This window comes from Aeromonas allosaccharophila (assembly GCF_016026615.1).
GTDB lineage: Bacteria > Pseudomonadota > Gammaproteobacteria > Enterobacterales > Aeromonadaceae > Aeromonas > Aeromonas allosaccharophila.
Genome location: NZ_CP065745.1, coordinates 3,205,316 through 3,230,000, shown reverse-complemented (window position 1 = coordinate 3,230,000; position 24,685 = coordinate 3,205,316). Strand labels below are relative to the sequence as shown.

Sequence of the window (24,685 nt, the reverse complement as noted above, 5' to 3'; positions counted from 1 at the left end):
GGGCGTCTAGTTGCAAGGTGTAGACCCGAAACCGGGTGATCTAGCCATGGGCAGGTTGAAGGTTGAGTAACATCAACTGGAGGACCGAACCCACTAACGTTGCAAAGTTAGGGGATGACCTGTGGCTGGGGGTGAAAGGCCAATCAAACTCGGAGATAGCTGGTTCTCCCCGAAAGCTATTTAGGTAGCGCCTCGGACGAATACTACTGGGGGTAGAGCACTGTTTGGACTAGGGGGTCATCCCGACTTACCAACTCCATGCAAACTCCGAATACCAGTAAGTAATATCCGGGAGACACACGGCGGGTGCTAACGTCCGTCGTGAAGAGGGAAACAACCCAGACCGCCGGCTAAGGTCCCAAAGTTCTGGTTAAGTGGGAAACGATGTGGGAAGGCTCAGACAGCTAGGATGTTGGCTTAGAAGCAGCCATCATTTAAAGAAAGCGTAATAGCTCACTAGTCGAGTCGGCCTGCGCGGAAGATGTAACGGGGCTCAAACCAGGCACCGAAGCCGCGGATTCATACTTATGTATGAGTGGTAGGGGAGCGTTCTGTAAGTCTGCGAAGGTGTATCGAGAGGTATGCTGGAGATATCAGAAGTGCGAATGCTGACGTAAGTAACGATAAAGGGGGTGAAAAGCCTCCTCGCCGGAAGACCAAGGGTTCCTGTCCAACGTTAATCGGGGCAGGGTGAGTCGACCCCTAAGGTGAGGCCGAAAGGCGTAATCGATGGGAAGCAGGTTAATATTCCTGCACGACTTGTAATTGCGATGGGGGGACGGAGAAGGCTAGGTGGGCCAGGCGACGGTTGTCCTGGTGAAAGTGCGTAGGTGGTGTTTATAGGCAAATCCGGAGACACAACACTGAGACACGAGACGAACGCACTACGGTGCGGAAGCCATTGATGCCCTGCTTCCAGGAAAAGCCTCTAAGCTTCAGATTACAAGTCATCGTACCCCAAACCGACACAGGTGGTCGGGTAGAGAATACCAAGGCGCTTGAGAGAACTCGGGTGAAGGAACTAGGCAAAATAGAACCGTAACTTCGGGAGAAGGTTCGCTCTTGACAGTGAAGTCCCTTGCGGATGGAGCAGTCGGGAGTCGCAGTGACCAGATGGCTGGGACTGTTTATCAAAAACACAGCACTCTGCAAACACGAAAGTGGACGTATAGGGTGTGACACCTGCCCGGTGCCGGAAGGTTAATTGATGGGGTTAGCGCAAGCGAAGCTCTTGATCGAAGCCCCGGTAAACGGCGGCCGTAACTATAACGGTCCTAAGGTAGCGAAATTCCTTGTCGGGTAAGTTCCGACCTGCACGAATGGTGTAACCATGGCCATGCTGTCTCCACCCGAGACTCAGTGAAATCGAATTCGCCGTGAAGATGCGGTGTACCCGCGGCTAGACGGAAAGACCCCGTGAACCTTTACTACAGCTTGGCACTGAACATTGAACCTACATGTGTAGGATAGGTGGGAGGCTTTGAAGGCGTGACGCCAGTTGCGCTGGAGCCGTCCTTGAAATACCACCCTTGTATGTTTGATGTTCTAACGCAGGGCCCTGAATCGGGCTCGCGGACAGTGCCTGGTGGGTAGTTTGACTGGGGCGGTCTCCTCCCAAAGAGTAACGGAGGAGCACGAAGGTTGGCTAATCCTGGTCGGACATCAGGAGGTTAGTGCAATGGCATAAGCCAGCTTAACTGCGAGACGGACAGGTCGAGCAGGTACGAAAGTAGGTCATAGTGATCCGGTGGTTCTGAATGGAAGGGCCATCGCTCAACGGATAAAAGGTACTCCGGGGATAACAGGCTGATACCGCCCAAGAGTTCATATCGACGGCGGTGTTTGGCACCTCGATGTCGGCTCATCACATCCTGGGGCTGAAGTCGGTCCCAAGGGTATGGCTGTTCGCCATTTAAAGTGGTACGCGAGCTGGGTTCAGAACGTCGTGAGACAGTTCGGTCCCTATCTGCCGTGGGCGTTGGATGATTGAAGGGAGTTGCTCCTAGTACGAGAGGACCGGAGTGAACGAACCTCTGGTGTTCGGGTTGTCACGCCAGTGGCACTGCCCGGTAGCTAAGTTCGGAATCGATAACCGCTGAAAGCATCTAAGCGGGAAGCGAGCCCTGAGATGAGTCATCCCTGACCCCTTGAGGGTCCTAAAGGGCCGTTGGAGACCACAACGTTGATAGGTGGGGTGTGTAAGCGCGGCGACGTGTTGAGCTAACCCATACTAATTACCCGTGAGGCTTAACCATACAACACCCAAGAAGTGTTCTGGGCCTTGTAGCGAATGAACGAACTACTAACTAATTCAGTGATAGCGAAGCCAACAGGCAAATCGTTATTCACGTCAGCTTTCTCAGATTGAAGAATTTGCCTGGCGGCCATAGCGCCGTGGAACCACCTGATCCCATGCCGAACTCAGAAGTGAAACGCGGTAGCGCCGATGGTAGTGTGGCATTCGCCATGCGAGAGTAGGACACTGCCAGGCACCCAATTAAACAGCGACGTGCACATCACGACGTTGGCCGAGAGGATGACACCTCATTGAAGCGGCAGACAATTTAGCGAAAAGCTAACCAGACAGCGGAGCGGTAGTTCAGTCGGTTAGAATACCGGCCTGTCACGCCGGGGGTCGCGGGTTCGAGTCCCGTCCGCTCCGCCACTAATTTGAAAGGCCTTCCTGATTGGGAAGGCCTTTTTGCTATACGCAATTTATAAGTCTTGGTTTTATCATCTTGGGCCAAAAAGCCCTCACTCCTTGCTGTTTTGCCGATAAATCCCGCCCTTTTTTGGTCGTTCCTCAACCATTTCCCGCTCTGCTATCGGTCAAGTTAGGACGCTACCAGAGTCTGATTACAGGGGCGATTCACTCTTCGATCTGACCGCCGGCGTCTACAACCTGTTCGACAAGACGGTGGATTACAGCAGCTATGGCACTGTGCTGGACGGCCGCCGCTACAACCTAGGCGTGACCTACAACTTCTGATAGGGAGTCTGTCATGCGGCCGCCCTCTTCGGATGGCGGCCGTTTTTATTGCGCGTCCGTCAGGGGTTATGAATCGCCCCCAGCTCCCTAGACACCTCACAGCCTTAAAATGAGGCAACTATTGGAGGTGTTATGACCCGTCAGCGTTATCCAGAAACATTCAAAATCGAAGCCGTTAAACAAATCACCGAGCGCGGACGGCCGGTGGCTGACGTTGCACGAGCCCTTGGGGTATCCAGTCACAGTCTGTATGCCTGGCTCAGGCAGTACGGCAAGCCTGCTGACCAGCAGCGCGAAGAGTCTGCCTTGCAAGCCGAGATACGCCGCCTGAAAGCCGAACTGCGCCAGGTCACCGAGGAGCGCAATATCCTAAAGGAGGCCGCCGCGTACTTTGCCAGCGAGTCAAGGAAAGGTACGCGTTCATAACCTCCCGACTCGACCAGTACAGTGTCGTTACCCTGTGCCAGGCCCTGGGGGTTCACCGAAGTGGCTTCTACGCGTGGCTGAAACAGCCCACATCGCCACGCCATCAGGAGGACGAACGACTGACCGGATTGGTCAAACAATCCTGGCTGGAAAGTGGTGCTGTCTACGGTTATCGCAAGATCCATCGCGACCTTCGTGACGCAGGGGAGGCCTGCGGCAAGCACCGTGTGGCCAAATTAATGAGGCGGGAAGGGCTGCGTTCGCAAACGGGCTATCAACGCCGCAAGGGGCATTATGGAGGCAAGAGCCCGCAGGCTGCCCCAAACACGCTGGCACGTCAGTTTAAGGTGCCAGCCCCCAACATCTCCTGGGTGACTGACATTACCTACATCCGCACTCAAGAAGGATGGCTGTACCTGGCGGTGGTGCTCGACCTGTTCTCTCGCCAGATCGTCGGCTGGGCGATGAAGTCACGCATGACGGCAGACTTGGCGGTGGATGCGTTATTGATGGCCGTCTGGCGGCGCAAGCCCAAGCAGCCGGTACTGGTGCATTCGGATCAGGGCAGCCAGTTTACCGGTGGTGAATGGCAGGACTTTCTGAAGGCCCACAACCTGAGTTGCAGCATGAGCCGACGTGGCAACTGTCACGACAACGCTGTCGCCGAGAGCTTCTTTCAGTTGCTCAAACGTGAGTGGATCAAGCGCAGGATTTACGCGACAAGAGACGAAGCCCGCAGCGACGTATTTGATTATATCGAAATGTTTTACAACCCAATCAGGCGTCATGGTTCCAATGATGGGCTGTCGCCGGTAGAGTTTGAAAGGCAGTTTATTTTTCAGCAACAAAGTGTCTAGAAAACCAGGGGCGATTCATTATGCCTGATAGGGGGCGGCTTGCCAGGTATTGCGTCCCAGCCTCTTTGCCTGATACATAAGGGCATCAGCCTGCCGCAGTAGCAGGTCGGCATCAGCCTCTCTCTTTGCGTCTACCCAGACGGCCCCGGTGCTGATGGAGATGGTCACCTCCCCGCCGCTGGTGTACAGGGTTTGCCGGTTGCTCTCCAGGCAAATGCGCTCGGCCCACTGCTCTGTCTCTGCCAGCGTGGCCAGCGGCAGCAGCAGGCAAAACTCCTCCCCGCCGATGCGGGCCAGCAGAGCCTCTTCGGGCAACAGGTTGGTCACAGTCGTGGCCAGCTTTTCCAGCAACAGATCCCCGATGCCATGACCAAAGCGGTCATTGGTCTCCTTGAAGTGATCCACATCGAACAGCAGCAGAGCACAGGGCTCCCCGCTTGCCAGCCGTTGTTCCATGGCGGGCATAAATGCCCGTCGGTTGAGCAGGCCGGTCAGGGGGTCCGTGCTGGCCAGCTTCTCCAGTCTGGCGTTGGCGCGGCTCAGCTCGGCGGTGCGGCTGGCAACGGCGCGGCGCAGTTGCACTATGTAGGCCACCATGATCAACACCCCGGCCAGCAGCAGCCAGGGGCCGAGGTGGATGGGATAGACGGTCTCGACATGCATCCACTTGCGGATGATCCGCTCCCGATCGCTCTCTTTGATCTTGGCGAAGCCCTCTTCCAGCCGGTTTAACAGGGCAAGGTCGCCCTTTTTCACCGCAAAGCGGATCTGGTCGGTATAGAGGTGGCGAACCGGAATAAAGCGGGTGGGATCGTCCGAGGTATAGATGTAGAAGTTGGCGACCTGCAGATCGGCGATAAAAGCTTTTATGTCGCCCCGAAAGGCCGCCGCCAGCAGGGTGTCATTGTCATCGAAGGTCTGCAGTCTGGTGCCGGGGAAGTAGCGTTTGGCGTAATACTCCTCGTAGCCACCTGCCACCACTCCAACCGTTTCATGGAGCAGGTAGTAGTGGACATCGGTGCCGCGCAGTTCGCTCGAGAAGAAGAGCTGGGAGTCGAGCTGGGCGAGGGGCTGACCATAGTCGAACAGCTTGTCCCGCTCCGGTGACCAGAGCAGTCCGGCGTGAACGTCCGCCTTCCCCTCATGGAGCAAGTCGAGGGAGCCCTGCCAGTCGACCAGCCTGAACTCGATCTTCTGGCCGGTCACCCGGGCATATTCGCGCCACAAATCGATCAGCAAGCCATCCGGCTGGCCCGACTCATTGATATAGGAGAAGGGCTGCCAGGCTTTGGAGTTGGTAATGATGATCGGCTCTTCCGGGGCTTTGGCCCAGGCTGGAAGGGCAAGGGCGAGCAGCAGGAGCCCCCATCCGATACTGACTATGACTCCTGTCCTGGAAGAGGCCATCCTTGCTCCAATCCGTTGCCGTATACCGTCCCGTGGTCACCGATTATCACCGCCTTTCTCATCGAAGAACAAGCGTTCACATGATGAAGTTTGCATGATGCAAAAGGCGCCATGACAAGGCTAGCGGATAGAGTGACTACTTACAGCGGCAGGCTGATCCGCGCCTCCAGTCCCCCTTGTGGTCGATTGAGCAGGGTGAGCTCGCCGCCGTGTTGATGGACCAGAGTGCGAGCGATGGAGAGCCCCAGCCCCACGCTGCCCGACTCGGTGTTGCGCGCTTCGTCCAGCCGTACGAAGGGTTTGAACACATCCTCCAGCCGCGCCGGATCGATCCCCGGCCCGTTGTCGCAAACCCGGATCAACAGCTCTTCCTTGCAGCGTTCCAGCGACACTTCGGCGCTGCCGGCATATTTGATGGCGTTGCCGATCAGGTTCTGCAACACCCGGCGCAGGGTGTTGGCCCGGCAGGCGTAGACCTCTTTGCCCTCCGCCAGACAGGTGACCGGCTGGCCGGTATCGGCATAGTCATCGCACAGGCTGACCAGCAGGCTGACCAGATCCAGCTCGCGGGTGGCCTCCTGCTGCCCCTCCTCGCGAGCAAAGCTGAGGGTCGCCGCCAGCATCTGCTCCATCTGTTGCAGGGTCTGCTGGATGCGCTCCTTGTCCTCACCATCGGCCAGAAACTCGGTGCGCAGCCGCAGGCTGGTGATGGGGGTGCGCAGATCGTGGGAGATGGCCGCCAGCATCCGGGTTCTGTCCTGCACGAAGCGGTCGAGCCGGGTGTGCATCCGGTTAAAGGCCTGAATCGACTCACGGATCTCGGTCGGCCCCACCTCCTGTAGCGGTTCGATATCCTCGCCGCGTCCGAGCCGCTCGGCGTTGCCTGCCAGCTGCTGTAGCGGGCGGGTGGCGCGGCGAAACAGCAGCACCATCAGCCCGATCACCAGACTGGCGACCAGCATCAGGTTGAGGGTGGTCTGCCACGACCAGCTGCCCGCCTCCTTGTCGACCAGCGAGCTGAATTGCAGCCAGCCACCCTGGGGCAGTTCGATGGAGCCGTAGAGCCGCATATCCCGTGGCGGGGGCGGACCCTTGCGATCCCGCATCATGCGGGCGTGATGCTCCCACGCCTTGCTGCGCTGGGTATCCTCTTTCAGCTCGGCGCTGATCTCGACGGTGAGGCCGGGGGGATAGTTGAGGCGCGAGCGCACCAGTTGCTCGAAGCGGGGGCTGCGGTTGTCCGGTTGCAGTGGCTCGTCTGAGAGGCGCAGCAGCAGGGTCTCGCTGCGGCTCGCCTTGAGGATCTCGTCATAGAGGGACGGGGGGGAGAGGGAGAGCAGCCTGACCACCGAGATGATCCGCTGCATGGCGTTGCGGCTGTTGACGAAGCCGAGCGCCTCTTCCCGATCCGTGCGGTAGATCTGGATGCTGAGCAGCTGGATCAGGATCAGTCCTGCCAGCGCTACCAGAATGATCTGGCCGGTCAGCCCCTTGGGCCACATGCGAGCCCATAGCCGTTTCAATGCATTCACCGCTTATACCTGCGTCACATCGGCCGAGAACATATAACCGCCACCCCAGATGGTCTTGATCAGCTCCGGATTCTTGGGATCCCGCTCCAGCTTGCGGCGCAGGCGGCTCACCAGGGTATCGATGGCGCGATCGAAGGCTACCGCCTCGCGGCCACGGGCGAGATCCAGCAGTTGATCCCGGCTCAGCACCCGCTGCGGGCGTTCGAGAAACACCTTGAGCAGATCGAACTCGGCGGTGGAGAGGCTTAAGCCCACCCCATCCTCATCGACCAGCTCCCGACGATTGACGTCGAGCAGCCAGCGATCGAAGCGCAGATCCCGGGTCAGGGTCTCGGCGGCGGGCTGGGTCTCGGCCTGGGTGCGGCGCATCACCGCCTTGATGCGCGCCAGCAGCTCGCGCGGGTTGAAAGGCTTGGCCAGATAGTCGTCAGCCCCCATCTCCAGCCCGATGATGCGGTCGGTCTCTTCCCCCATGGCGGTCAGCATGATGATGGGCAGGTTCGATTTGACCCGCAGCTCGCGGCAGAGGGTCAGGCCATCTTCACCCGGCATCATCAGATCCAGCACCAGCAGGTCGAACTCCCGCTCCTCCAGCAGTCGCTTCATCTCCTTGCCATCCCGGGCGCAGCTGACCCGCAGGCCGTGCTGTTCCAGAAAGCGCTTCAAGAGATCGCGGATCTCGCTGTGGTCGTCGACCACCAGAATGTGGGTGTTGCCCTGGTTCATGAATACCTCCCCTGCTTGGCGTTGGCACGAGTATACGAAAATCCGCCCGGCGGTTTGTGTCAAAGTGTGCCAGATCCGCACGATGCCACACTCTGCTACAAAAAAGGGCGATGCTGGCAAAGTTCAGACACTGGACGGGTGTTTACTTGAGGGCAAGGCAAGAGCGCCGAACCAGAATCATCCCTACAGGAGATAGACCATGAAAAAGCTGACCAAAACCCTGCTGACCGCCACCCTGATCCTTGGCCTGCCGCTGGGCGCCTATGCCGCCAGTGAAGCTGCACCTACCGGCCAGCCCGGTGCCATGGTGGACTGCCCGATGGATGGCGGTGGCATGATGGGTGGCAAACACCACGGTGGCCGCCACGACAAGATGGCCCGTCTGCAGAACATGACCCCGGAGCAGATCCAGGCCAACCTGCAGCAACGTTATGACCGCATTGAAGATCCAGCCAAGAAGGCGGAGTTCATCAAGAACCTCAACGAGCGTGCCGCCGGCATGACCAAGCACGCCGAAGCGATGAAGCAGTTCGCCGAAGCGAACCAGTAACAGCGTCTGCTGTTGCACACGACAGTGACAAACCAAAGGGTGGCCGAGGCCTAATGCCAGTCAGTTAAGCCTGACTGGCATTGTTTTTATTGGCTTTTTTCACACTATACCTCTGTGGCCTTGGCTTCACGCAGCGGGGGTAACTTCGCTCCCTTCGTGCCGGCAGCACAAACTGCCCCGCCTGTTTCTCCAGGTCAGCTACCCGCTTCGGGATAGTCCCCGCTGACAGGTAGGGCATGCAGCTCAGTTCATGGATAAGATAGATCGACGCCATGTGAAAACTCAGCTGGCTCGCCGTGTATCCCTTCAGGCTCGCCGTCATCTTCACCATCTGGCTGCGCAGCAGGTTGTACGCCAGCAGCACGCCCCACAGCTCTTGCCGTATCCCCGTCGCCTTCTTGCTACGCAGGGTCAGTCGATGTTGTTGCAGGCTGTGCTTCATCTCCCGATAGCCCAACTCGATTTCCCAGCGATGGCTGTAGAGTTCAGCGATGTCAGTCCCCGGGAAGCGCATCGGGTCGACCATCGAGGTTAACACTTGGCGCTCCTTGCCGTTGATGTTGCGAGTCAGCAAGCGGGCTTCCACCGTATCCGGCAGTTGTGGCCACTTCTTGCGTGCCTGTGGACTGGTCGTCAGGCGCACCAGCACATCCTGGCGCCCCAGCTTGCGTACCACCTCGTATTGCGTGCCCTTTTTGAGCGGCAGCAGCCAGTGCCGCTCGCTACCCGCAGTTTGCCAGGCATGTAGCAGACCGAGGGAGTAAAACCCCTTGTCGAACAGGGTCAGCGAGTGGTCCGGCGTGCGCGCGACAAGCTGTTCGGCCAGCACCATCTCGTTGACGGCGCAGCTCTCCATGACAGCCTGAACAAGCAGGTGACTGGTCAGCTCCATCTGGCAGAGCATGCATACCTGCGGATAGGCCGTCTCGCCATGCTGGGTACCGGGCTTGGCAAAGGCGGCGGTATTGTCCGGGGTATCAGGCGTGCGCCACATCACGCCATCAACGGCGAGTAGTTGCAGCCCGGCCCAGCCGGGGTGATTGGCCTGCGGGTGCCAAAGCGAGGCTGTCTCGTGAAACAACCGCTCGATGCTCTTGTCCCCGAGCTTTTGGCGGGCTTGCAGGAAGGCGCTGGGGGCAACAAAGGGACGGTCACCGGGCAACAGGATATCGAGCTGATTGACCAGCTGGGTCATGGGGACATGGCGGAACATGGCCATGCCGATGATGGCCCAGACCAGGCGCTCCATGGGCATGCGGCGACGGCGCAGGGTCACGACATCCTCTTCGGCGAGCAGAGTTGTGATGAGCTCGGGGGAAATGAGGTCGGAGAGTGACTCAAACTGAGCGGGATTGCTGGCGTGGAGGAAGTCGAGAGCCTGTACGATACGCATAAAAAATCCGAAACCAATCAACAGGTTTCGGATTTTTACACATCAGAAGGATCGGTCAATGGATCCTTAACTGATCGGCATTATGGCCGAGGCCACCCTTTTTGTGATCCCATCGATCCATTTTTGCTCGAATCGTTATCTTGCTGTCGCTTATGTGAGCGATGGCAAACGCGCCGTGAGCGAATTGCAAGATAATGCCCGTTCTTATAACAAGCTGCAGTTAGCAGTGGCCGTAAACAGGAGAGGGTATGGGTTGGGATCTGGGGACAATCAAGGGGCGATATACCGCCGTTTTTCTGGGATTCATGGTGGTGGTCTGTGTGCTGACCGTTATCGGTATCCAGTTATGGGTCAAACCCGAGCTGCAACGGGCGGGTGAGCAGAATCTGGTGCTGCGAGTCAGCGAGATTGCGACCGACATTCGCGATCAGCTCAACGGGGTCCAGAGCCAGTCACGCAGTATCACCCAGCTGGTTGCCCAGCTGCCGAGCGAGCAAATCGATGTCGTTCTCCCTGCTCTGATCGATCAATATGGCAATGCCATGGTCTTTGGTGGCGGCATCTGGCCGATGCCGGATCAGCGGGAAGCCGGTCGCATCAAGTTCAGTACCTTCTTTCATCGGGATGGTGCCAACAAGCTGATCCCCAACACCTACTGGAACTCGGCCGAGGCGCCCAACTATTTCGAGCAGCCCTGGCACAGAGCCGGGCAGCAGGCGGCGAAAGGCATGTGTGTCTGGGCGGCGGCTTACAAGGATGGTGCCAGCCAACAGCCGCGAACCAACTGCGCCATGGGGATCTATCGTGACGGTTCCCTCTACGGAGTGTCGACCATCGATGTGACGCTGGGGTTCTTCAATGATCTGGTCGCCAAAAAAGAGCAGGAGATCGGTGGTCAGGTGATGATCGTCGAGGCAGATGGCAAGATCCTCAGCAAAAATGGCCGTTTGAACGGGGATGTGGTGCTGGGCAACCTCTCATCTCACGGGGACTATCCCTTTGCCAGCGCCATCGCCAGCCTGCTGGGGCCGGGTAATGGCGCCGCGTTGCAGCGCACCACTTTTCAGGATCTGGGTGAAGAGCAGACATTGCTGATGCAACCCATCGAAGGAACCCCCTGGCTGTTGGCGGCGGCGCTGCCGACCAGCACCCTGACCCACGACAGTCAGGAGGTGCTCAAGACGCTGGCAGCGATCCAGCTACCGCTGGTAGTGCTGCTGTTTGCGCTGATGTTGATGGCCATCAAGCAGCTTGGCAGTCGACTCGACACCCTCAAGCAGAACATCGATGCGCTCTCGGCCGGGGATGCTGACCTGACAGCCCGGATCCGGGTCAAGGGGCACGATGAGCTGGACCATATAGCCCAATCGGTGAATCGCTTTATCGCCTATCTGCAACAGATGATGTTGCAGGTGACCGAGACCACAGAGCTGATTACCCGTGAATTGGCCCAACTGGACCAGCAGACGGGACAGGCCAGACGCATTCTCGGTGAGCATGCCGCCGAGACCGATCAGATAGTGACAGCCCTGACCGAGCTCAGCTCCACTGCCGATAGCGTGGCACACCACGCGAGCGATTCTGCCAGCTTTACCGAGTCGGCCAATGGTCAGGCGATTCAGTCCCGCAAGGTGGTGGGTCAGGCCTCTGCCAGTGTGGCGGCGCTGATCGATGAAGTCGATCTTGCCGCGACCAAGGTATTGGGGATGCAGGAAGATGCCCGCAAGATCAGCAGTGTGCTCAGCGTGATCGGCGATATTGCCGCCCAGACCAACCTGTTGGCACTCAACGCGGCCATCGAGGCGGCGCGGGCCGGTGAGCAGGGGCGTGGTTTTGCCGTGGTGGCCGATGAGGTGCGAGCGCTGGCGGCGAGAACCCAGAATAGCACCGCCGAGGTGGGGAGCATGCTCTCCCGGTTGACGCAGGGGGTGGCGGAGGCCGTGGTGGCCATGGAGCACACCAAGCAGAGCTGTCAGGCGGCGACCGAGAATACCGAGCAGGTGACCGGCGGGCTCGACAAGATGGCGGATGCGGTGGTGCAGATCAACGATCTGGGCACCCAGATTGCGACTGCGGCAGAGGAGCAGAGCCGGGTGACCGAAGAGATCAACCGCAACATGGTCACTATCCGTGACATGGTCAATCTGCTGGTGGATAACGGCCAGAATACCGAACAGAGTTCGGCCACCCTGCTGGAGTCCAATCGCCAGCTGGTGGCACTGGTGCATCGCTTCAAGGTGTAACAAACCGATAATGAAAGAGGGGGAGCCTGATGCTCCCCCTCTTGCTATCTGCGCCGGTGCGGGCTTGTCGCCCTTGTCCACCGGACGAGCGAACTTAGCCCTGAGCCTTGTCGGTCAGGTCTACTTTCTTGACGGTTTCGCCTTCGAACTTGATAACCACGTTTTTCTTGGTCGCATCGGTATCTTTCAGCAGGGTCTTGGTGGTTTCTGCCAGCAGCGGAGAGGCCTTGTTCAGGGCATCCAGATCATAGGTCCACACTTCCAGGCCAGATTCGGTCTTGGTGGAGGCCGGTGCGCCCAGCTTCTCTTTGATAGCCTGCTTGTTGGAGCCGCCTTCCTTGATATCCAGTGCCTGCTTGATGGCTTCGTTGGATGCGCTGTCCACAGCACCGGATACGGCGGTATTGGCCGCATCTTTTACGCTGCTGGTGACGCTGTCGGTCAGAGAGTCCATCAGGCCAGCATTGGCAAACAGGGGCAGGGTGGTGAGGGCTACCAGCAAAGTCTTTTTCATTTTCTACAGCTTCCATGGGGTCAATGAGGCGGCTATGAAATCAGCAAAGATATTGGGTGTCAAGCGAGGCGCACAATTAACATTTCTGTTAACTGGATCTCATTTTTCACCGACCGCAAACAGTTTTGGGATCTCCCGCACCAGCCAGCTCTTGGCCTTGCCCATGGTGTCTCGCCGCCAGGCCTGCACCACCTGCAACTGATGACGATATTCGGGGCTGATCACCTTGAGCCGTCCGGCCCTGATGTCCTCCTCAATCCAGCTTTGCGGCATGGTGCCGACGCCGATACCCGCCAGCAGGGCGTCGCGTTTCTCTGCCATGGTGCTGACGGTGAGGCGCGGCTGCTTGTCCAGCAGGCGATAGGTGAGCACCGGTTTGCGCAGCGCCGAATCTGCTACCGCGATGGCGCGGTAGCGACGCAGGGTTTCGTCTGCCAGCGGCTCCGGCTCCTGATGCAGCGGGTGATCCGGATGGGCGACGTAGAGCATTACTTCTTCTTTAAGCACCTGATGCTTGATGCCGGTCATCATGATATCGGGGTTGATCGAGGAGATAAGCAGGTCGGCGCGACCATCTTCCAGGCACTCCCAACTGCCCGCCAGCACCTCGGCTCGCAGCCGCAGTCGGGTATCGGTCTGCTCGGCCAGCTTCTCCACCAAGGGGTAGAGGGCCTGCACCGGGACTAGCGCATCGACGGCGATGGTGATGTCGGTCTCCCAGCCGCGGGCCAGTGCCCGGGTCTCGCCCACCAGATGCTCGGCTGCCTCCAGCAGCACCCGACCCCGCTCCAGCAGCATGCGGCCCGCCGGGGTGAACTTGGTGCGGTGGCCGCTGCGGTCAAACAGCATGGCATCCAGCTCGTCCTCCAGTTTCTGCACCGTATAGCTCAATGCCGAGGGCACCTTGCCCAGCTCGTCGGCCGCTGCCGCGAAGCTGCCACGGCGGTCGATGGCGTCCAGCACCCGGATGGCTTCCAGGGTCAGCGCCCGTTCCTTGTTCGATTCCTTGGCCATTTCATACCTTCAATTTTTTTGAACATGTTTGCCAGTTTATCTCGCTAACAAGTTAGGCCAAGTGTCTTTAATATTCAATCAACGCTTCGGCAGGAACGTCGAGCGGCCAAATATGCGGGAAGTTCCGCACTGTGACACACCCAATCGGTCTGTCTGATGTCGGTGAAAGAACAACACACTATTTGAATAACCTCTTGCATGGATGCATTGATTCTGGCCGAAAAGGCCTTGGCAATGACATATAAAACAAGAGATTGAATGAACATGAAAAACGTAATCAAGATGCTGGCCGTTGCAGGCCTGATGACCACAGGTTTCGCCAACGCTTCCGTACCGGCTGACTTCAACGCCATGCCCGGCGTGCTGTTTGTGAACTGGAATGCCACCGCCGCAATGGATGGCAAAGCCAATCCGATGCTGGAAGTGCGCGATGAAGCCGGTGACCTGATCACCTCCGCGCATGCCGACCTGACTGGCACACAACAAATTCGCTTGCCGCTGCGCACTCAAGGCACAGTGACCGTCAGCCTGGCTGGCCAGAGCAGCGAATACCGTATTCCGTTCGGCATCGGTGGTGGCAACCCCCGCTAAGTCGAACCCCGGATAGATGAGGAGCAGACCATGATGCAATTGAGAGCCGCAGAAGCGCGGGGCAAGGCCAACTTTGGCTGGCTGGACGCGCGCCACAGTTTCTCCTTCGGTCACTACTATGACCCGGAGTGGATGGGACACTCGGTGCTGCGGGTGATCAATCAGGATCTGGTTGCGCCGGGTGGCGGATTCGCCACCCATCCTCACGCCAATATGGAGATCCTCACTTGCGTGCTGCAAGGCACCATAGAGCACAAGGACAGCCTCGGCCATGTCGAGCAGATCCCGGCAGGGGATTTCCAGCTGATGAGCGCAGGAAGCGGGATCCGCCACAGCGAGTACAACCCCTCGCAGACGGATCCTCTCTCCCTGTTGCAGATCTGGATCGAGCCGAACGAGTTCGGCACGCCACCCGGATATCAGCAGAAGAAGATCGAGTCCAGACCGGGCATGACGCTGGTGGCGTCACCGGATGGCGAGGATGGATCGCTGCGGATCCGCCAACAGGCCCGCGTATGGCGGCTGGAACTGGCCCCGGGCGAGACGCTCGAATGGGCACTGGCTGGCCGACACGGTTACCTGCAGATGATTTCAGGGGAGCTGACCGCCAACGGTCTGGCTGCCCGACCCGGCGACGGGGTACTCAGTCGTGATGAATACCGGTGGGAGTTGGTCGCAACCAGTGCCACTCAAGCCCTGTTGTTTGACCTGCCCTGATTGGTCAGTGGCGATACGAGATAAATGAGGATAGTGAAATGGACAAGATGAAAGATGTTGCGCTGCTGGCGAGTCGTGTACTGCTGGCGCTGATGTTCGTGATGGCGGGCTGGAGCAAGATCGGCGGTTACGCCGGTACTCAGGGTTATATGGAAGCGATGGGCGTGCCGGGCTTTATGTTGCCGCTGGTGATCCTGCTTGAGCTGGGCGGTGGCCTTGCCATCGTGCTCGGTCTCTTTACCCGCAGCCTCTCCGTGCTGCTGGCCGGTTTCACCCTGATGGCCGCCTTTATTTTCCACTATCAGCCTGCCGAACAGATGCAGATGCTGATGTTTATGAAGAACGTCTCAGTGGCCGGTGGTTTCCTGGCGCTGGCGGCGGCTGGTGCGGGTGCCTTCAGTGTGGATGCCCGCCTCGGCAAAAACTGGTAATGCCCTGAAGATTCAAGTTTTCCAACGCCTTTTGGCCGGTGCAACTGCACCGGCTTTTTTCTGTCTGCGTTTTCCGGGTCGGTGAGGCGGCGCGCCAAATCTGCGGCGCCCCTCATGATCCCGCCCCTTGCTTGCCACTGGCCGCAAGCGCCTTTTGCATCTTATCCCCCGATCCCCGACAATCCCATTTCGTGTGAAGTGACGGAAATGGCTCCTCTTTTCCGGCGCACACCCCTCTTCATGAAATTGGCGGGAGTCGTCCATGTTTACCCTCTACCACTCCAATCAGCTGGATCTGCTCAAGGAGCTACTGGTCAACCATATCCGGCAGGCCCCTCTCTCTCACCCCTTCGATCGGGAGCAGATCCTGGTGCAGAGTCCGGGCATGGCCCAGTGGCTCAAGCTGGAGCTGGCCAAGGCGTTCGGCATCGCCGCCAATATCGACTTTCCGCTGCCCGCCAGCTTTATCTGGGAGATGTTCACCCGGGTGCTGGCGGATGTGCCTCGCCAGAGCCCCTACAACAAAGGCTCCATGAGCTGGCAGCTGATGACCATTCTGCCTGCCTTGCTGGAGCGCCCCGCCTTTGCCCCGCTCGCCGTCTATCTGGGCGGTGGAGAGGACGAGGATCCCGCCAGGGATCCCGAGCAGGTGCGGCTGTGGCAGCTCTGCCAGAAGGTGGCGGATCTCTTTGACCAGTATCTGGTCTATCGGCCGGACTGGATCGCCCGCTGGGAAGAGGGGGAAGGATTGAGTCAGGAGCTGGCCGGGGTGAGCGGTCAGGATTGGCAGCCCGAGCTGTGGCGCGAGCTGGTGGCCCGCACGCTGGCGCTCTCTCCGAGCGGCTACCACCGCGCCAACCTCTATGAGGAGTTTATCCACGAGCTGGAGCGCACCGCCGATCTGCCGGGCAAGCTGCCGCAGCGGGTCTTCGTGTTCGGTATCTCGGCGCTGCCGCCGCGCTATGTGGAGGCGCTGCTGGCCCTCGGCAGTCGGCCGGAGGTGGAGGTGCACCTGTTCGTCACCAACCCCTGCCGCTACTACTGGGGGGATCTGCTGGATCGCAAGACCCTGGCTCGGCTGGAGAACAAGCTCAAACCCGGCACCGATATCGAGACGTTGCAGGGCCCCGCCAACCCGCTGCTCGCCTCCATGGGCAAGCTGGGGCGCGACTACCTGCACCAGCTGATGGAGCTGGAGGTGCCGCAAATCGAGGCTTTCGTCGATATCGACGAGGTGGATGGCAAAGGCAATATCAAGCTGCTGCATGCCATCCAGAAGGATGTGCTGGAGCTGGCCGAGCGAGGCGCCGGTCAGTTCGATCTCGACAGCAGCCATCACAAAAGCCCCATCGATCCGGCGGATGGATCCTTGCAGATCCACGCCTGCCACGGCCCGATGCGCGAACTCGAGGTGCTGCACGATCGGCTGCTGGCGCTGTTCGAGCAGGACCCGACCCTCACCCCGAAAGACGTGGTGGTGATGATGCCGGATGTGAACAGCTACGGCCCCTACATTCAGGCGGTGTTTGGCGCGCGCGGTCAGATCCCCTTTGCGGTATCGGATCGGGCGGCGAGTCAGGAGAGCCCGCTGCTGCAAAGCTTCCTCGCCCTGCTCAGGCTGCCCAACGCCCGCTTCGGGGCAGGGGAGCTGCTCGCCATTCTCGAGGTGCCCGCCGTGCTGCGCCGCTTCGAGCTGGATGACGACGAGTTCAACCAGCTGCGGGTCTGGGTGCAGGAGACCGGCATCCGCTGGGGGCTGGATGACGGTTACCCCGTCCGGTTCGATCTGCCGCCCATGTCCGGCAACAGCTGGCTGTTCGGCCTGCGCCGCATGCTGCTCGGCTTTGCCATGGGGGATGGCGAGCCGGTGGCGGGCATCCTGCCCTACGCCGATATCGAGGGTCAGCAGGGGCTGGCACTCGGCAAGCTCGCCTGGTTTGTCGACTCGCTGGCCGAGTTTTTGCCCCGGCTGCAACAGGCGCAGCCGCTGGCCGATTGGAACGCCTGCCTGCTGGCGCTGCTGGAGCGCTTCTATCTGGCCGACGAGGATGAAGAGCGTCAGCTCCAGCTCATTCGCAGCCAGCTGGCCGAGTGGCAGACCCGGCTTGGCGAGGCCCGCTTCGAGCAGCCCATTACCGCCGACCTGTTGCAGGACTACCTCGGCAGCGTGCTGGGGGAGTCCCGATCCAGCCAGCGCTTCCTCGCCGGTCAGGTCAACTTCTGCACCCTGATGCCGATGCGCTCCATCCCCTTCAAGCAGGTCTGCCTGCTCGGCATGAACGACGGCGTCTACCCGCGCACCCTGGCCCCCATGGGGTTCGACTTGATGGCGGTGGCGTCGCGGCGCGGGGATCGCTCCCGCCGCGATGATGACCGCTACCTCTTCCTTGAGGCGCTGCTGAGTGCCCAGCAGGGGCTCTATATCAGCTATCAGGGCTTCAGCGCGCAGGACAACAGCGACAAGGTGCCGTCGGTGCTGCTGGCGGAGCTGATCGACTATGTGCGGCAGGGCTTTGTGCTGGCGGGGGATGAGGATCTGGACGACGAAACTTCCGGCAAGCGGTTGCTCAACCACCTGATGGTGGCGCACCCGCTCACCCCCTACAGTCGCGACTACTTCTACCCGGCGGCGGGTTCACGCCTCTTTACCTATGCTGCCGACTGGCTGCCCGCTCTCAATCCGGTGCGCGGCGCGGCCAACTTCCAGAGCGGCGAGCTGCCTCTCCCCCCCGAATGGGGCAAGGAGCAGGGGCTGGAGCTGGCGGAGCTGCTGCGCTTCTATCGCCAGCCCACCAAATATTTCCTCAACCGTCGCCTCAAGGTGTGGTTTGAGCTGAACGAAGCCAACATCGAGGACAGCGAGCCGTTCGAGCTGGATGGCCTGCAACATTATCAGCTGAAAGATCTGCTGCTCGATGCCCATCTGGCGGAAGGTGAAAGTACCGAGCGCCGCGAGCGGTTGCAGCTCACCGGCCTGCTGCCGCAAGGGTGGTTCGGCAGCCTGCTGCTGGACGATCTGGATGTCGAGATGGGCAAGCTGGCGGACCGGCTGCGGCCATGGGTTGCGGCCAATGAGTCAGAAAAGCAGGCGGTGGAGATCGATATCTCCCTCACTCAGGGCCAGCTGCAAGGGTGGATCGACACCCAGAAGGGGCGCTTGCTGGTGGTCAAACCCGGCAGCTTCAACGGCAAGGATCTGTTGCTGGGCTGGATCCAGCACCTCTGCCTCTCATTGAGCAGCGCCCCCGGCGACACCCTGCTGTTCGATGCCAAGCAGAGTCTGCGCCTGCCTGCACTCGCTTCCGACGAGGCGCGCCCCAAGCTGGCGGCGCTGGTGGCGTGCTGGGCGCAGGGGATGAAGCGGCCGCTGCCGTTCTTCCCCAACACCGCCTGGGATTGGCTCAAGGCGATCGAGAAGGATCCCGACAAGCCGGAGGCGGCCGACAAGGCGGCCCTCACCCGTTTCAACGGCGGCTGGATGATCAATGGGGAGAGTGCTGATCCTTACGTTGCCCGCTGCTTCCCCGAACTCGATGACGAGGTGCTGGGGCAGTTGCAGGCGCTGGCTCGCGAACACCTGACCCCGCTGCTCAAGACCCTGGAGGAGCTGAAATAATGGCTAACCCGCTCAATACCCTGCGTTTTCCCCTCCATGGTGAACGACTGATCGAAGCCTCCGCCGGTACCGGCAAGACCTACACCATCGCTGGTCTCTACCTGCGCCTGCTGCTGGGCCACGGCCCCATGATCGGTGAGGGCGCCGATGCCGGTCAGCCCAGCGCCCACGAGCGGCCGTTGTCAGTGACCGAAATTCTGGTGGTGACCTTTACCGAAGCGGCCACCGCCGAGCTGCGCGGGCGGATCCGCGGTCGTATCCACGAGGCGCGCCTCGCCTTTATGCGTGGTTATAGCAATGACGCCCTGCTGAACATGCTACTGGCCGAGGTGGACGATCACGAACTGGCGGCCCGTCGCCTGCTGGCTGCCGAGCGGCAGATGGATGAGGCGGCGGTCTTTACCATCCACGGTTTCTGCCAGCGGATGCTGAAACAGAACGCCTTCGAGTCGGGCGCCCTCTTTGAAACCGAATTTCTCACCGACGATAGCCAGCTCAGGCTGCAGGCGGTGAGCGACTACTGGCGTGCCGAGTTCTATCCGGTGGATAAAGCCCTCGCCAGCGCGGTGCGCGCGCTCTGGCCGAGCCCCGCCGCCCTGCTGCGGGAGATGGGCAGCTGGCTCGACAACAGCGAGCTGGAGATCCATCCCGCGCTGGGGGATGAGACCCTCGCCGCCCGCCATCAGGCGGCCATGAGCCGCATCGCGGCGGTGAAGAGTGAATGGCTGGCGCAGACGGATGAGATCCGCCGCCAGACCGACGGCCAGATCAGCCGCTACACCGGCAAGAACTACGAAGGGTGGCTTGCCAAGATAAGCGACTGGGCACAGGACGAAAGCAGTGGCTACGCCATTCCCAAGGAGCTGGAGCGCTTCGGCCAGACGGTGCTGGAGGAGAACCTCAAGAAGGGGGGCGCAGTGCCGACCCTGCCGCTGTTCAGTCAGATAGACGAGCTGCTGGCGAGTCGCCCCGGTATTCGGGATCTGATCCTGCAACGGGCGGCCAAAGTAGTGCGTAGCCGGATGCAGGCCAGCAAGCGGCAGGCCCATCAGCTCTCGTTCGATGACCTGCTCAAAGATCTCGACGGGGCGCTCGGCTCCAGCCTTGGCGAGCGGCTCTGCGAGCGCATTCGCGCCACCTATCGGGTGGCGATGATCGACGAATTTCAGGATACCGACCCCCAGCAGTACCGCATCTTCCATCGGCTTTACGGCGGCCACACAGACACGGCGCTGCTGATGATCGGTGACCCCAAGCAGGCCATCTACGGCTTTCGCGGCGCCGACATTTTTACCTACATTCAGGCGCGGCGAAATGTGAGCGCCCACTACACCCTCGGGCGCAACTGGCGCTCCAGCAGTGCTCTGGTGGGGGCGGTCAACGGCCTGTTCGAGCGGGCCAAGGATCCTTTTATCTACGAAGCGGATATCCCCTTCCTGCCGGTGGAGGCGCAGGGCAAGAGCAAGGCGCTGCTGCTCGATGGCGTCACCGCCCCTGTGCTCCACTGCTGGCAGCTGACCGGCCAGCCGACCTTCAATCGGGGGGATTACCAGAGCAAGATGGCCCGCGCCACCGCCGCCGAGATCCACCGCCTGCTGACCCTGGCCCGCGAGGGCAAGGCGCTGATCGGTGACAAGGCGGTGAAGGCCGGGGATATCGCCGTGCTGGTGCGCACCGGAGCCGAGGGCAAGCTGGTGCAGCAGGAGCTGGCGCGGCTCGCCATCGCCTCCGTCTATCTGTCGAACCGCGAGAGCGTGCTGGAGCAGACGGAGGCGCGGGAGATCCTGCTGATTTTGCACGCCTGCCAGAACCCGAGCGAAGAGCGCAGCCTGCGGGCTGCGCTCGCCACCGGGCTGTTTGATCTCGACGCCAAGGCGCTCGATGGGCTGGCCAGCGACGAGCGGGCGTGGGAGAGCGCGGTGCAGGAGTTTATGGAGTACCGCAAGATCTGGCACCGCCGCGGCGTGCTGGCGATGCTGCGGGCCCTGCTGCACCGGCGCAATCTCGCCTCTTCGCTTTTGGCGAGCCCCTATGGCGAGCGGCGGCTGACCAACTTCCTCCATCTCGGCGAGCTGCTGCAACAGGTGAGCAGCGAGCTGGACGGGGAGTACGCCCTGCTGCGCTGGTTGGGGGAGGCGGTGAGCCGCCCCAACGGCCAGGATGCTGAGCAGGTACTGCGCCTCGAATCCGAGCGCAAGCTGGTGCAGATCGTCACCATCCACAAATCCAAGGGGCTGGAGTACCCGCTGGTGTTCCTGCCCTTTATCTGCAGCCACAGAACCGCCGAGACCCCGCTCTATCACGAGACGGATGAGGCGGGCAATCGCACCATTCTCGATCTGACCGGCGCCGACTCGTCGCTCGCCGAAGCGGACAGGGAGCGCCTTGCCGAAGATCTGCGGTTGCTCTATGTGGCGCTGACCCGGGGCGTCTACGCCACCTGGCTGGGGCTGGCTCCGGTGCGGGCGGGGGCGGGCAAGTCGGAGAAGACAGACCTGCACCACACCGCCATCGGCTACCTGCTGCAAAAGGGCGAGGAGGGGGATGCCGAAACCTTGGCGACCGCTCTGACCGAGCTGTCACAGGCGCTGCCCGGGGTGGCCGTCGGTGAGCCCTCGCTCACCCGTCCGGCCCCGCTGCCGCCAGAGGAGGAGCAGTTGGGCGAGCCGCAGGTGCGCCACTTTAGCGGCTCCCTTGAGCGGGACTGGTGGATCAGCTCCTACTCCGGGCTGGCGGCGCAGGGTCACGGCCACAGCAAGGGCGTACTCGCCAATCCCGGCTTCGATGATGAGGTGGTGACCGAGGCGGCTGCGCTGGCGGCGGAACAACCGGACGAGGCGCCCCAGCCCTCCATCTTCACCTTCCCGAAAGGGGCGCGCCCCGGCACCTTGCTGCACAGCCTGTTCGAGACCATCGACTTTCAAAGCGCCGCGGGCGAGCCGCTGGCAGAGCATATCGCCAGTCTGTTGCTGCAAGACGGCTTCGACGAGAGTTGGGCCCCAGTGTTGCAACAGCAGGTGGAGGCGGTGCTCGATACTCCCCTTGAAACCGGCTTTGGCGAGCCGGTGCGGCTACGGGATCTGGCCCCCGAGCGCAAACAGGTGGAGCTGGAGTTCTTCCTGCCCATGGGGCGGGTGACGGCACCGGCGCTGACGGCCCTCTGCCAGCAGCACGACCCGCTGTCGCGGGGCAACAAGCCGCTCAGCTTTGCCACCGTGCAGGGGATGCTCAAGGGCTTTATCGACTTGGTGTTCGAGTGGCAGGGGCGCTGGTATCTGCTCGACTACAAATCCAACCACCTCGGCATGAGCCCCGCCGATTACAGCCGTTCGGCGCTGGAGCGGGCGATGACCGAGCACCGCTACGACCTGCAATACCTGCTCTACTCGCTGGCGCTGCACCGGCTGCTGGCCTTGCGCCTGCCAGGCTACGACTTCGAGCAGCACTTTGGTGGCGTTTTCTATCTGTTCCTGCGCGGCATGCCGCAAGGGGGCATTTTCCATACCCGCCCGAGTCGTGAACTGGTGCTGGGGCTGGATGAGTTGTTTCGCGAAGGCAGTGAGCTGCCAGCAGCGGGATCCCAAGCATTAAACGAGGTAGAGGCATGAGCGGCACCATGATCAGCACCGCGACCAGCGCAATGATGGTTGAACGGTTGAAAACACTGGCGCTGGCTGGCCGCATCCGCCAGCTGGATCTGCAATTTGCTAGGCTGGTGGCCGACCTTGGCGGCAGCCCCGAGCTGGTGCTGGGGGCGGCGCTCACCTGCTTCGAACTGGGGCGCGGCCATGTCTGTCTGCCGCTTGAAATGTTGACTGCCGGATTCCTGCGCCCGTTCGGGCTGGATCCCCAGCAGAGCCGGGATCTGCTGCTGGATCTGGCGGATCCTGCCCGCTGGCCCGCTCTGTTTGCGGCCAGCCCCTTGGTGGGTACCGAGCAGGATGAGGGGCCTGCCCCGCGCTGGCCGCTGCGGCTGTGGCACGGGCGGCTCTACCTCACTCGCTACCACGATCATGAGCAGGGGGTGGCCCGCCATCTGCGCGCCCTGAGCGAGCGCGCCGAATGGCCGGAGATTGCCCCGGCCCTGTCGCGGCTGTTTGCCCGCGACTACGGGTTGGTGTTCGCGGCGCTGCTCAAGGCCCGCCTCGCCCCCGATTTTTCGGCCCGCCACTTTATCGAAAAGTATCTGGATCTGGTGTTCCCGAACGAGGTGGATTGGCCCGCCATCGAAGGGCTGCTGGCCAGCGCCCAGGCGGCGAGCGACTTGAGCAAGCTGGATGCGCTGGTGCCCGAGGCGCTCTGCTGCAACGGCCAGAAGCTGGCGGCGGCCACCGCGGCGGCACGCCCCTTTGCGGTGATCTCCGGCGGCCCCGGCACCGGCAAGACCACCACAGTGGCCAAACTGCTCGCCATTCTGGTGGAGACCGGGCTGCAAGCAGGCAAGGCTCCGGCGATCCGGCTGGTGGCTCCCACCGGCAAGGCGGCGGCGCGCCTGACCGAGAGTATCGGCTCTGCCCTGCAGGCCCTCGATCTGCCCCCCGAGTGGGTGGAGGCGATCCCCACCGAAGCGGGCACATTGCACCGGCTGCTCGGGGTCATTCCGGGGCGCAGCCAGTTCCGCCACCACGCGGGCAACCCGCTGCACCTCGACCTGCTGGTGGTGGATGAGGCCTCCATGGTCGACCTGCCGATGATGGCGCGCCTGCTCGATGCGCTGCCGAGCCACGCCCGCCTGATCCTGCTCGGCGACAAGGATCAGCTCGCCTCGGTGGAGGCGGGGGCCGTGCTCGGCGATATCTGCAGTTTTATCGAACAGGGCATCAGCCCCGCGCAGGCGGAGTGGCTCTCCCGCCAGACCGGCTACCGCTTGCAGGGCACGCCCGCCGGTGCTCCGGTGCGTGACAGCCTCTGCCTGCTGGCCAAGAGCTGGCGTTTTGATCAGCACTCCGGCATCGGTCAGCTGGCACGCGCCTGCAACAGCGGCGATGCCACAGCGGTGGAGGCAGTCTGGGGCGCAGGATTCGCCGATATCAGCCTGCACCCTTGGGCGGGGGAGGCCTACGATGCCCTGATTGCCCAGGGGGTGGCCGGTTACGGCAGCTATCTGAAGGCAGTCCGCGCCGGGGAGGCGCCCGCCGCCGTATTCAAGGCATTCAACAGCTTCCAGATCCTCTGCGCCCTGCGTGATGGCCCGTTCGGGGTGTTGGGGCTAAACGAGCGGCTCGAACTGGCCCTGTCACGGGCTGGCCTGATTGCCCGCGATGGCGACTGGTATGCCGGTCGCCCGGTGATGGTGGTGCGCAACGACCACGGCGTTGGCCTCTACAACGGTGATATGGGGCTCTGCCTGCCCGATGAAACCGGGCGGCTCAAGGTCTGGTTTGAGCAGCCGGACGGCACCCTGCGGGCGCTTTTGCCCAGCCGGCTGCCGCCCCACGAGACCGTCTACGCCATGACCATCCACAAGTCCCAAGGCTCGGAGTTTGCCCATACCGTGCTGGTGCTGCCCGACAGCCCCAGCCCGCTGCTGACCCGCGAGCTGGTCTATACCGGTATCACCCGCGCCAAGGCGCGCCTCGATCTCTATGGCGATCGCGCCCTGCTGGCCCAAGCGGTACGGAAAAAGACCGAGCGTTATTCCGGATTGGCGGAGAGGTTGGGGGAGTGAGCTATTGGATG

15 protein-coding genes, 1 tRNA gene and 2 rRNA genes (1 of these 18 only partly in view) are annotated in these 24,685 nt (G+C 61.2%); 12 read left to right on the top strand and 6 right to left on the bottom strand.

What is annotated here, in order from left to right; all coding sequences use genetic code 11:
• The 4 genes from I6G90_RS14685 to I6G90_RS14665 form a co-directional block, all read left to right on the top strand.
• Window positions 1-2,255, top strand: a 23S ribosomal RNA gene (locus I6G90_RS14685); it begins 635 nt to the left of the window's first position.
• Between the two features lie 121 nt (window positions 2,256-2,376).
• Window positions 2,377-2,491 (top strand): 5S ribosomal RNA (gene rrf, locus I6G90_RS14680).
• 97 nt (window positions 2,492-2,588) lie between these two features.
• Window positions 2,589-2,665: transfer RNA gene (locus I6G90_RS14675), tRNA-Asp, on the top strand.
• Between the two features lie 456 nt (window positions 2,666-3,121).
• A protein-coding gene (locus I6G90_RS14665) for an IS3 family transposase (RefSeq protein ID WP_197928114.1) occupies window positions 3,122-4,272 on the top strand; the annotation gives its coding sequence in 2 pieces (ribosomal slippage) (window positions 3,122-3,359 and window positions 3,359-4,272; 1,152 coding nt in all).
• 18 nt (window positions 4,273-4,290) lie between these two features.
• Here the strand turns inward: I6G90_RS14665 and I6G90_RS14660 are convergent.
• From I6G90_RS14660 to I6G90_RS14650, 3 genes are all read right to left on the bottom strand, one after another.
• Entirely contained in the window at window positions 4,291-5,679 is a 1,389-nt protein-coding gene (locus I6G90_RS14660; protein WP_197928113.1) for a transporter substrate-binding domain-containing diguanylate cyclase, read from the bottom strand.
• A 140-nt stretch (window positions 5,680-5,819) separates the two neighbouring features.
• Complete coding sequence (locus I6G90_RS14655) at window positions 5,820-7,181, bottom strand: ATP-binding protein (protein WP_042059747.1); 1,362 nt, start codon at window positions 7,179-7,181, stop codon at window positions 5,820-5,822.
• 33 nt (window positions 7,182-7,214) lie between these two features.
• Window positions 7,215-7,937, bottom strand: a complete 723-nt coding sequence (locus I6G90_RS14650) for a response regulator (protein ID WP_005336534.1) — start codon at window positions 7,935-7,937, stop codon at window positions 7,215-7,217.
• Window positions 7,938-8,136: 199 nt separating this feature from the next.
• Between I6G90_RS14650 and I6G90_RS14645 the strand changes: the two genes are divergently transcribed.
• Complete coding sequence (locus I6G90_RS14645; RefSeq protein WP_042657018.1) at window positions 8,137-8,487, top strand: hypothetical protein; 351 nt, start codon at window positions 8,137-8,139, stop codon at window positions 8,485-8,487.
• Window positions 8,488-8,551: 64 nt separating this feature from the next.
• On the opposite strand, the gene I6G90_RS14640 is transcribed toward I6G90_RS14645, so the two are convergent.
• On the bottom strand, window positions 8,552-9,880 hold the full coding sequence (locus tag I6G90_RS14640) for an IS4 family transposase (RefSeq protein ID WP_197928112.1): 1,329 nt from the start codon (window positions 9,878-9,880) through the stop codon (window positions 8,552-8,554).
• 248 nt (window positions 9,881-10,128) lie between these two features.
• On the opposite strand from I6G90_RS14640, the gene I6G90_RS14635 reads away from it, so the two are divergent.
• Complete coding sequence (locus I6G90_RS14635) at window positions 10,129-12,123, top strand: methyl-accepting chemotaxis protein (protein ID WP_197928111.1); 1,995 nt, start codon at window positions 10,129-10,131, stop codon at window positions 12,121-12,123.
• A gap of 94 nt (window positions 12,124-12,217) precedes the next feature.
• Here I6G90_RS14635 and I6G90_RS14630 read toward each other — a convergent pair whose 3' ends face one another.
• Together I6G90_RS14630 and I6G90_RS14625 are read right to left on the bottom strand one after the other, a co-directional pair.
• Window positions 12,218-12,637, bottom strand: coding sequence for a hypothetical protein (locus tag I6G90_RS14630; protein WP_042059741.1), 420 nt, complete (start codon window positions 12,635-12,637; stop codon window positions 12,218-12,220).
• 99 nt (window positions 12,638-12,736) lie between these two features.
• A complete protein-coding gene (locus I6G90_RS14625; RefSeq protein ID WP_197928110.1) occupies window positions 12,737-13,651 on the bottom strand; it encodes a LysR family transcriptional regulator in 915 nt (304 codons plus the stop codon).
• A 258-nt stretch (window positions 13,652-13,909) separates the two neighbouring features.
• Here I6G90_RS14625 and I6G90_RS14620 point away from each other — a divergent pair, with 258 nt between their 5' ends.
• The 6 genes from I6G90_RS14620 (at window position 13,910) to recD (ending at window position 24,674) form a co-directional block, all read left to right on the top strand.
• Window positions 13,910-14,242: a hypothetical protein gene (locus I6G90_RS14620; protein WP_058053589.1), complete on the top strand. Its 333-nt coding sequence runs from the start codon at window positions 13,910-13,912 to the stop codon at window positions 14,240-14,242.
• 30 nt (window positions 14,243-14,272) lie between these two features.
• Entirely contained in the window at window positions 14,273-14,959 is a 687-nt protein-coding gene (locus I6G90_RS14615) for a pirin family protein (RefSeq protein WP_197928108.1), read from the top strand.
• Window positions 14,960-14,997: 38 nt separating this feature from the next.
• Window positions 14,998-15,390 (top strand): DoxX family protein, encoded by a 393-nt coding sequence (locus I6G90_RS14610; RefSeq protein ID WP_163127856.1) that lies wholly within the window; start codon window positions 14,998-15,000, stop codon window positions 15,388-15,390.
• Window positions 15,391-15,652: 262 nt separating this feature from the next.
• Window positions 15,653-19,006 carry an exodeoxyribonuclease V subunit gamma gene (recC, locus tag I6G90_RS14605; RefSeq protein WP_197928106.1) on the top strand — a complete coding sequence of 1,118 codons (3,354 nt, stop codon included), beginning with the start codon at window positions 15,653-15,655 and terminating at the stop codon, window positions 19,004-19,006.
• The gene (gene recB, locus I6G90_RS14600) at window positions 19,006-22,614 is read left to right on the top strand and encodes an exodeoxyribonuclease V subunit beta (RefSeq protein WP_197928104.1); all 3,609 of its coding nucleotides are present in this window, start codon (window positions 19,006-19,008) and stop codon (window positions 22,612-22,614) included. The genes recC and recB overlap by 1 nt, the downstream gene beginning before the upstream one ends.
• Window positions 22,611-24,674: an exodeoxyribonuclease V subunit alpha gene (gene recD / locus I6G90_RS14595; protein ID WP_197928102.1), complete on the top strand. Its 2,064-nt coding sequence runs from the start codon at window positions 22,611-22,613 to the stop codon at window positions 24,672-24,674. Before recB ends, recD begins: the two co-directional genes overlap by 4 nt.
• Window positions 24,675-24,685 lie beyond the last annotated feature (11 nt).

Bases quoted from the DNA above. Each gene is read 5' to 3' on its own strand.
- I6G90_RS14660 (WP_197928113.1), bottom strand. From the start codon at position 5,679: ATGGCCTCTTCCAGGACAGGAGTCATAGTCAGTATCGGATGGGGGCTC.
- I6G90_RS14655 (WP_042059747.1), bottom strand. From the start codon at position 7,181: ATGTGGCCCAAGGGGCTGACCGGCCAGATCATTCTGGTAGCGCTGGCA.
- I6G90_RS14650 (WP_005336534.1), bottom strand. From the start codon at position 7,937: ATGAACCAGGGCAACACCCACATTCTGGTGGTCGACGACCACAGCGAG.
- I6G90_RS14645 (WP_042657018.1), top strand. From the start codon at position 8,137: ATGAAAAAGCTGACCAAAACCCTGCTGACCGCCACCCTGATCCTTGGC.
- I6G90_RS14640 (WP_197928112.1), bottom strand. From the start codon at position 9,880: ATGCGTATCGTACAGGCTCTCGACTTCCTCCACGCCAGCAATCCCGCT.
- I6G90_RS14635 (WP_197928111.1), top strand. From the start codon at position 10,129: ATGGGTTGGGATCTGGGGACAATCAAGGGGCGATATACCGCCGTTTTT.
- I6G90_RS14630 (WP_042059741.1), bottom strand. From the start codon at position 12,637: ATGAAAAAGACTTTGCTGGTAGCCCTCACCACCCTGCCCCTGTTTGCC.
- I6G90_RS14625 (WP_197928110.1), bottom strand. From the start codon at position 13,651: ATGGCCAAGGAATCGAACAAGGAACGGGCGCTGACCCTGGAAGCCATC.
- I6G90_RS14620 (WP_058053589.1), top strand. From the start codon at position 13,910: ATGAACATGAAAAACGTAATCAAGATGCTGGCCGTTGCAGGCCTGATG.
- I6G90_RS14615 (WP_197928108.1), top strand. From the start codon at position 14,273: ATGATGCAATTGAGAGCCGCAGAAGCGCGGGGCAAGGCCAACTTTGGC.
- I6G90_RS14610 (WP_163127856.1), top strand. From the start codon at position 14,998: ATGGACAAGATGAAAGATGTTGCGCTGCTGGCGAGTCGTGTACTGCTG.
- recC (WP_197928106.1), top strand. From the start codon at position 15,653: ATGTTTACCCTCTACCACTCCAATCAGCTGGATCTGCTCAAGGAGCTA.
- recB (WP_197928104.1), top strand. From the start codon at position 19,006: ATGGCTAACCCGCTCAATACCCTGCGTTTTCCCCTCCATGGTGAACGA.
- recD (WP_197928102.1), top strand. From the start codon at position 22,611: ATGAGCGGCACCATGATCAGCACCGCGACCAGCGCAATGATGGTTGAA.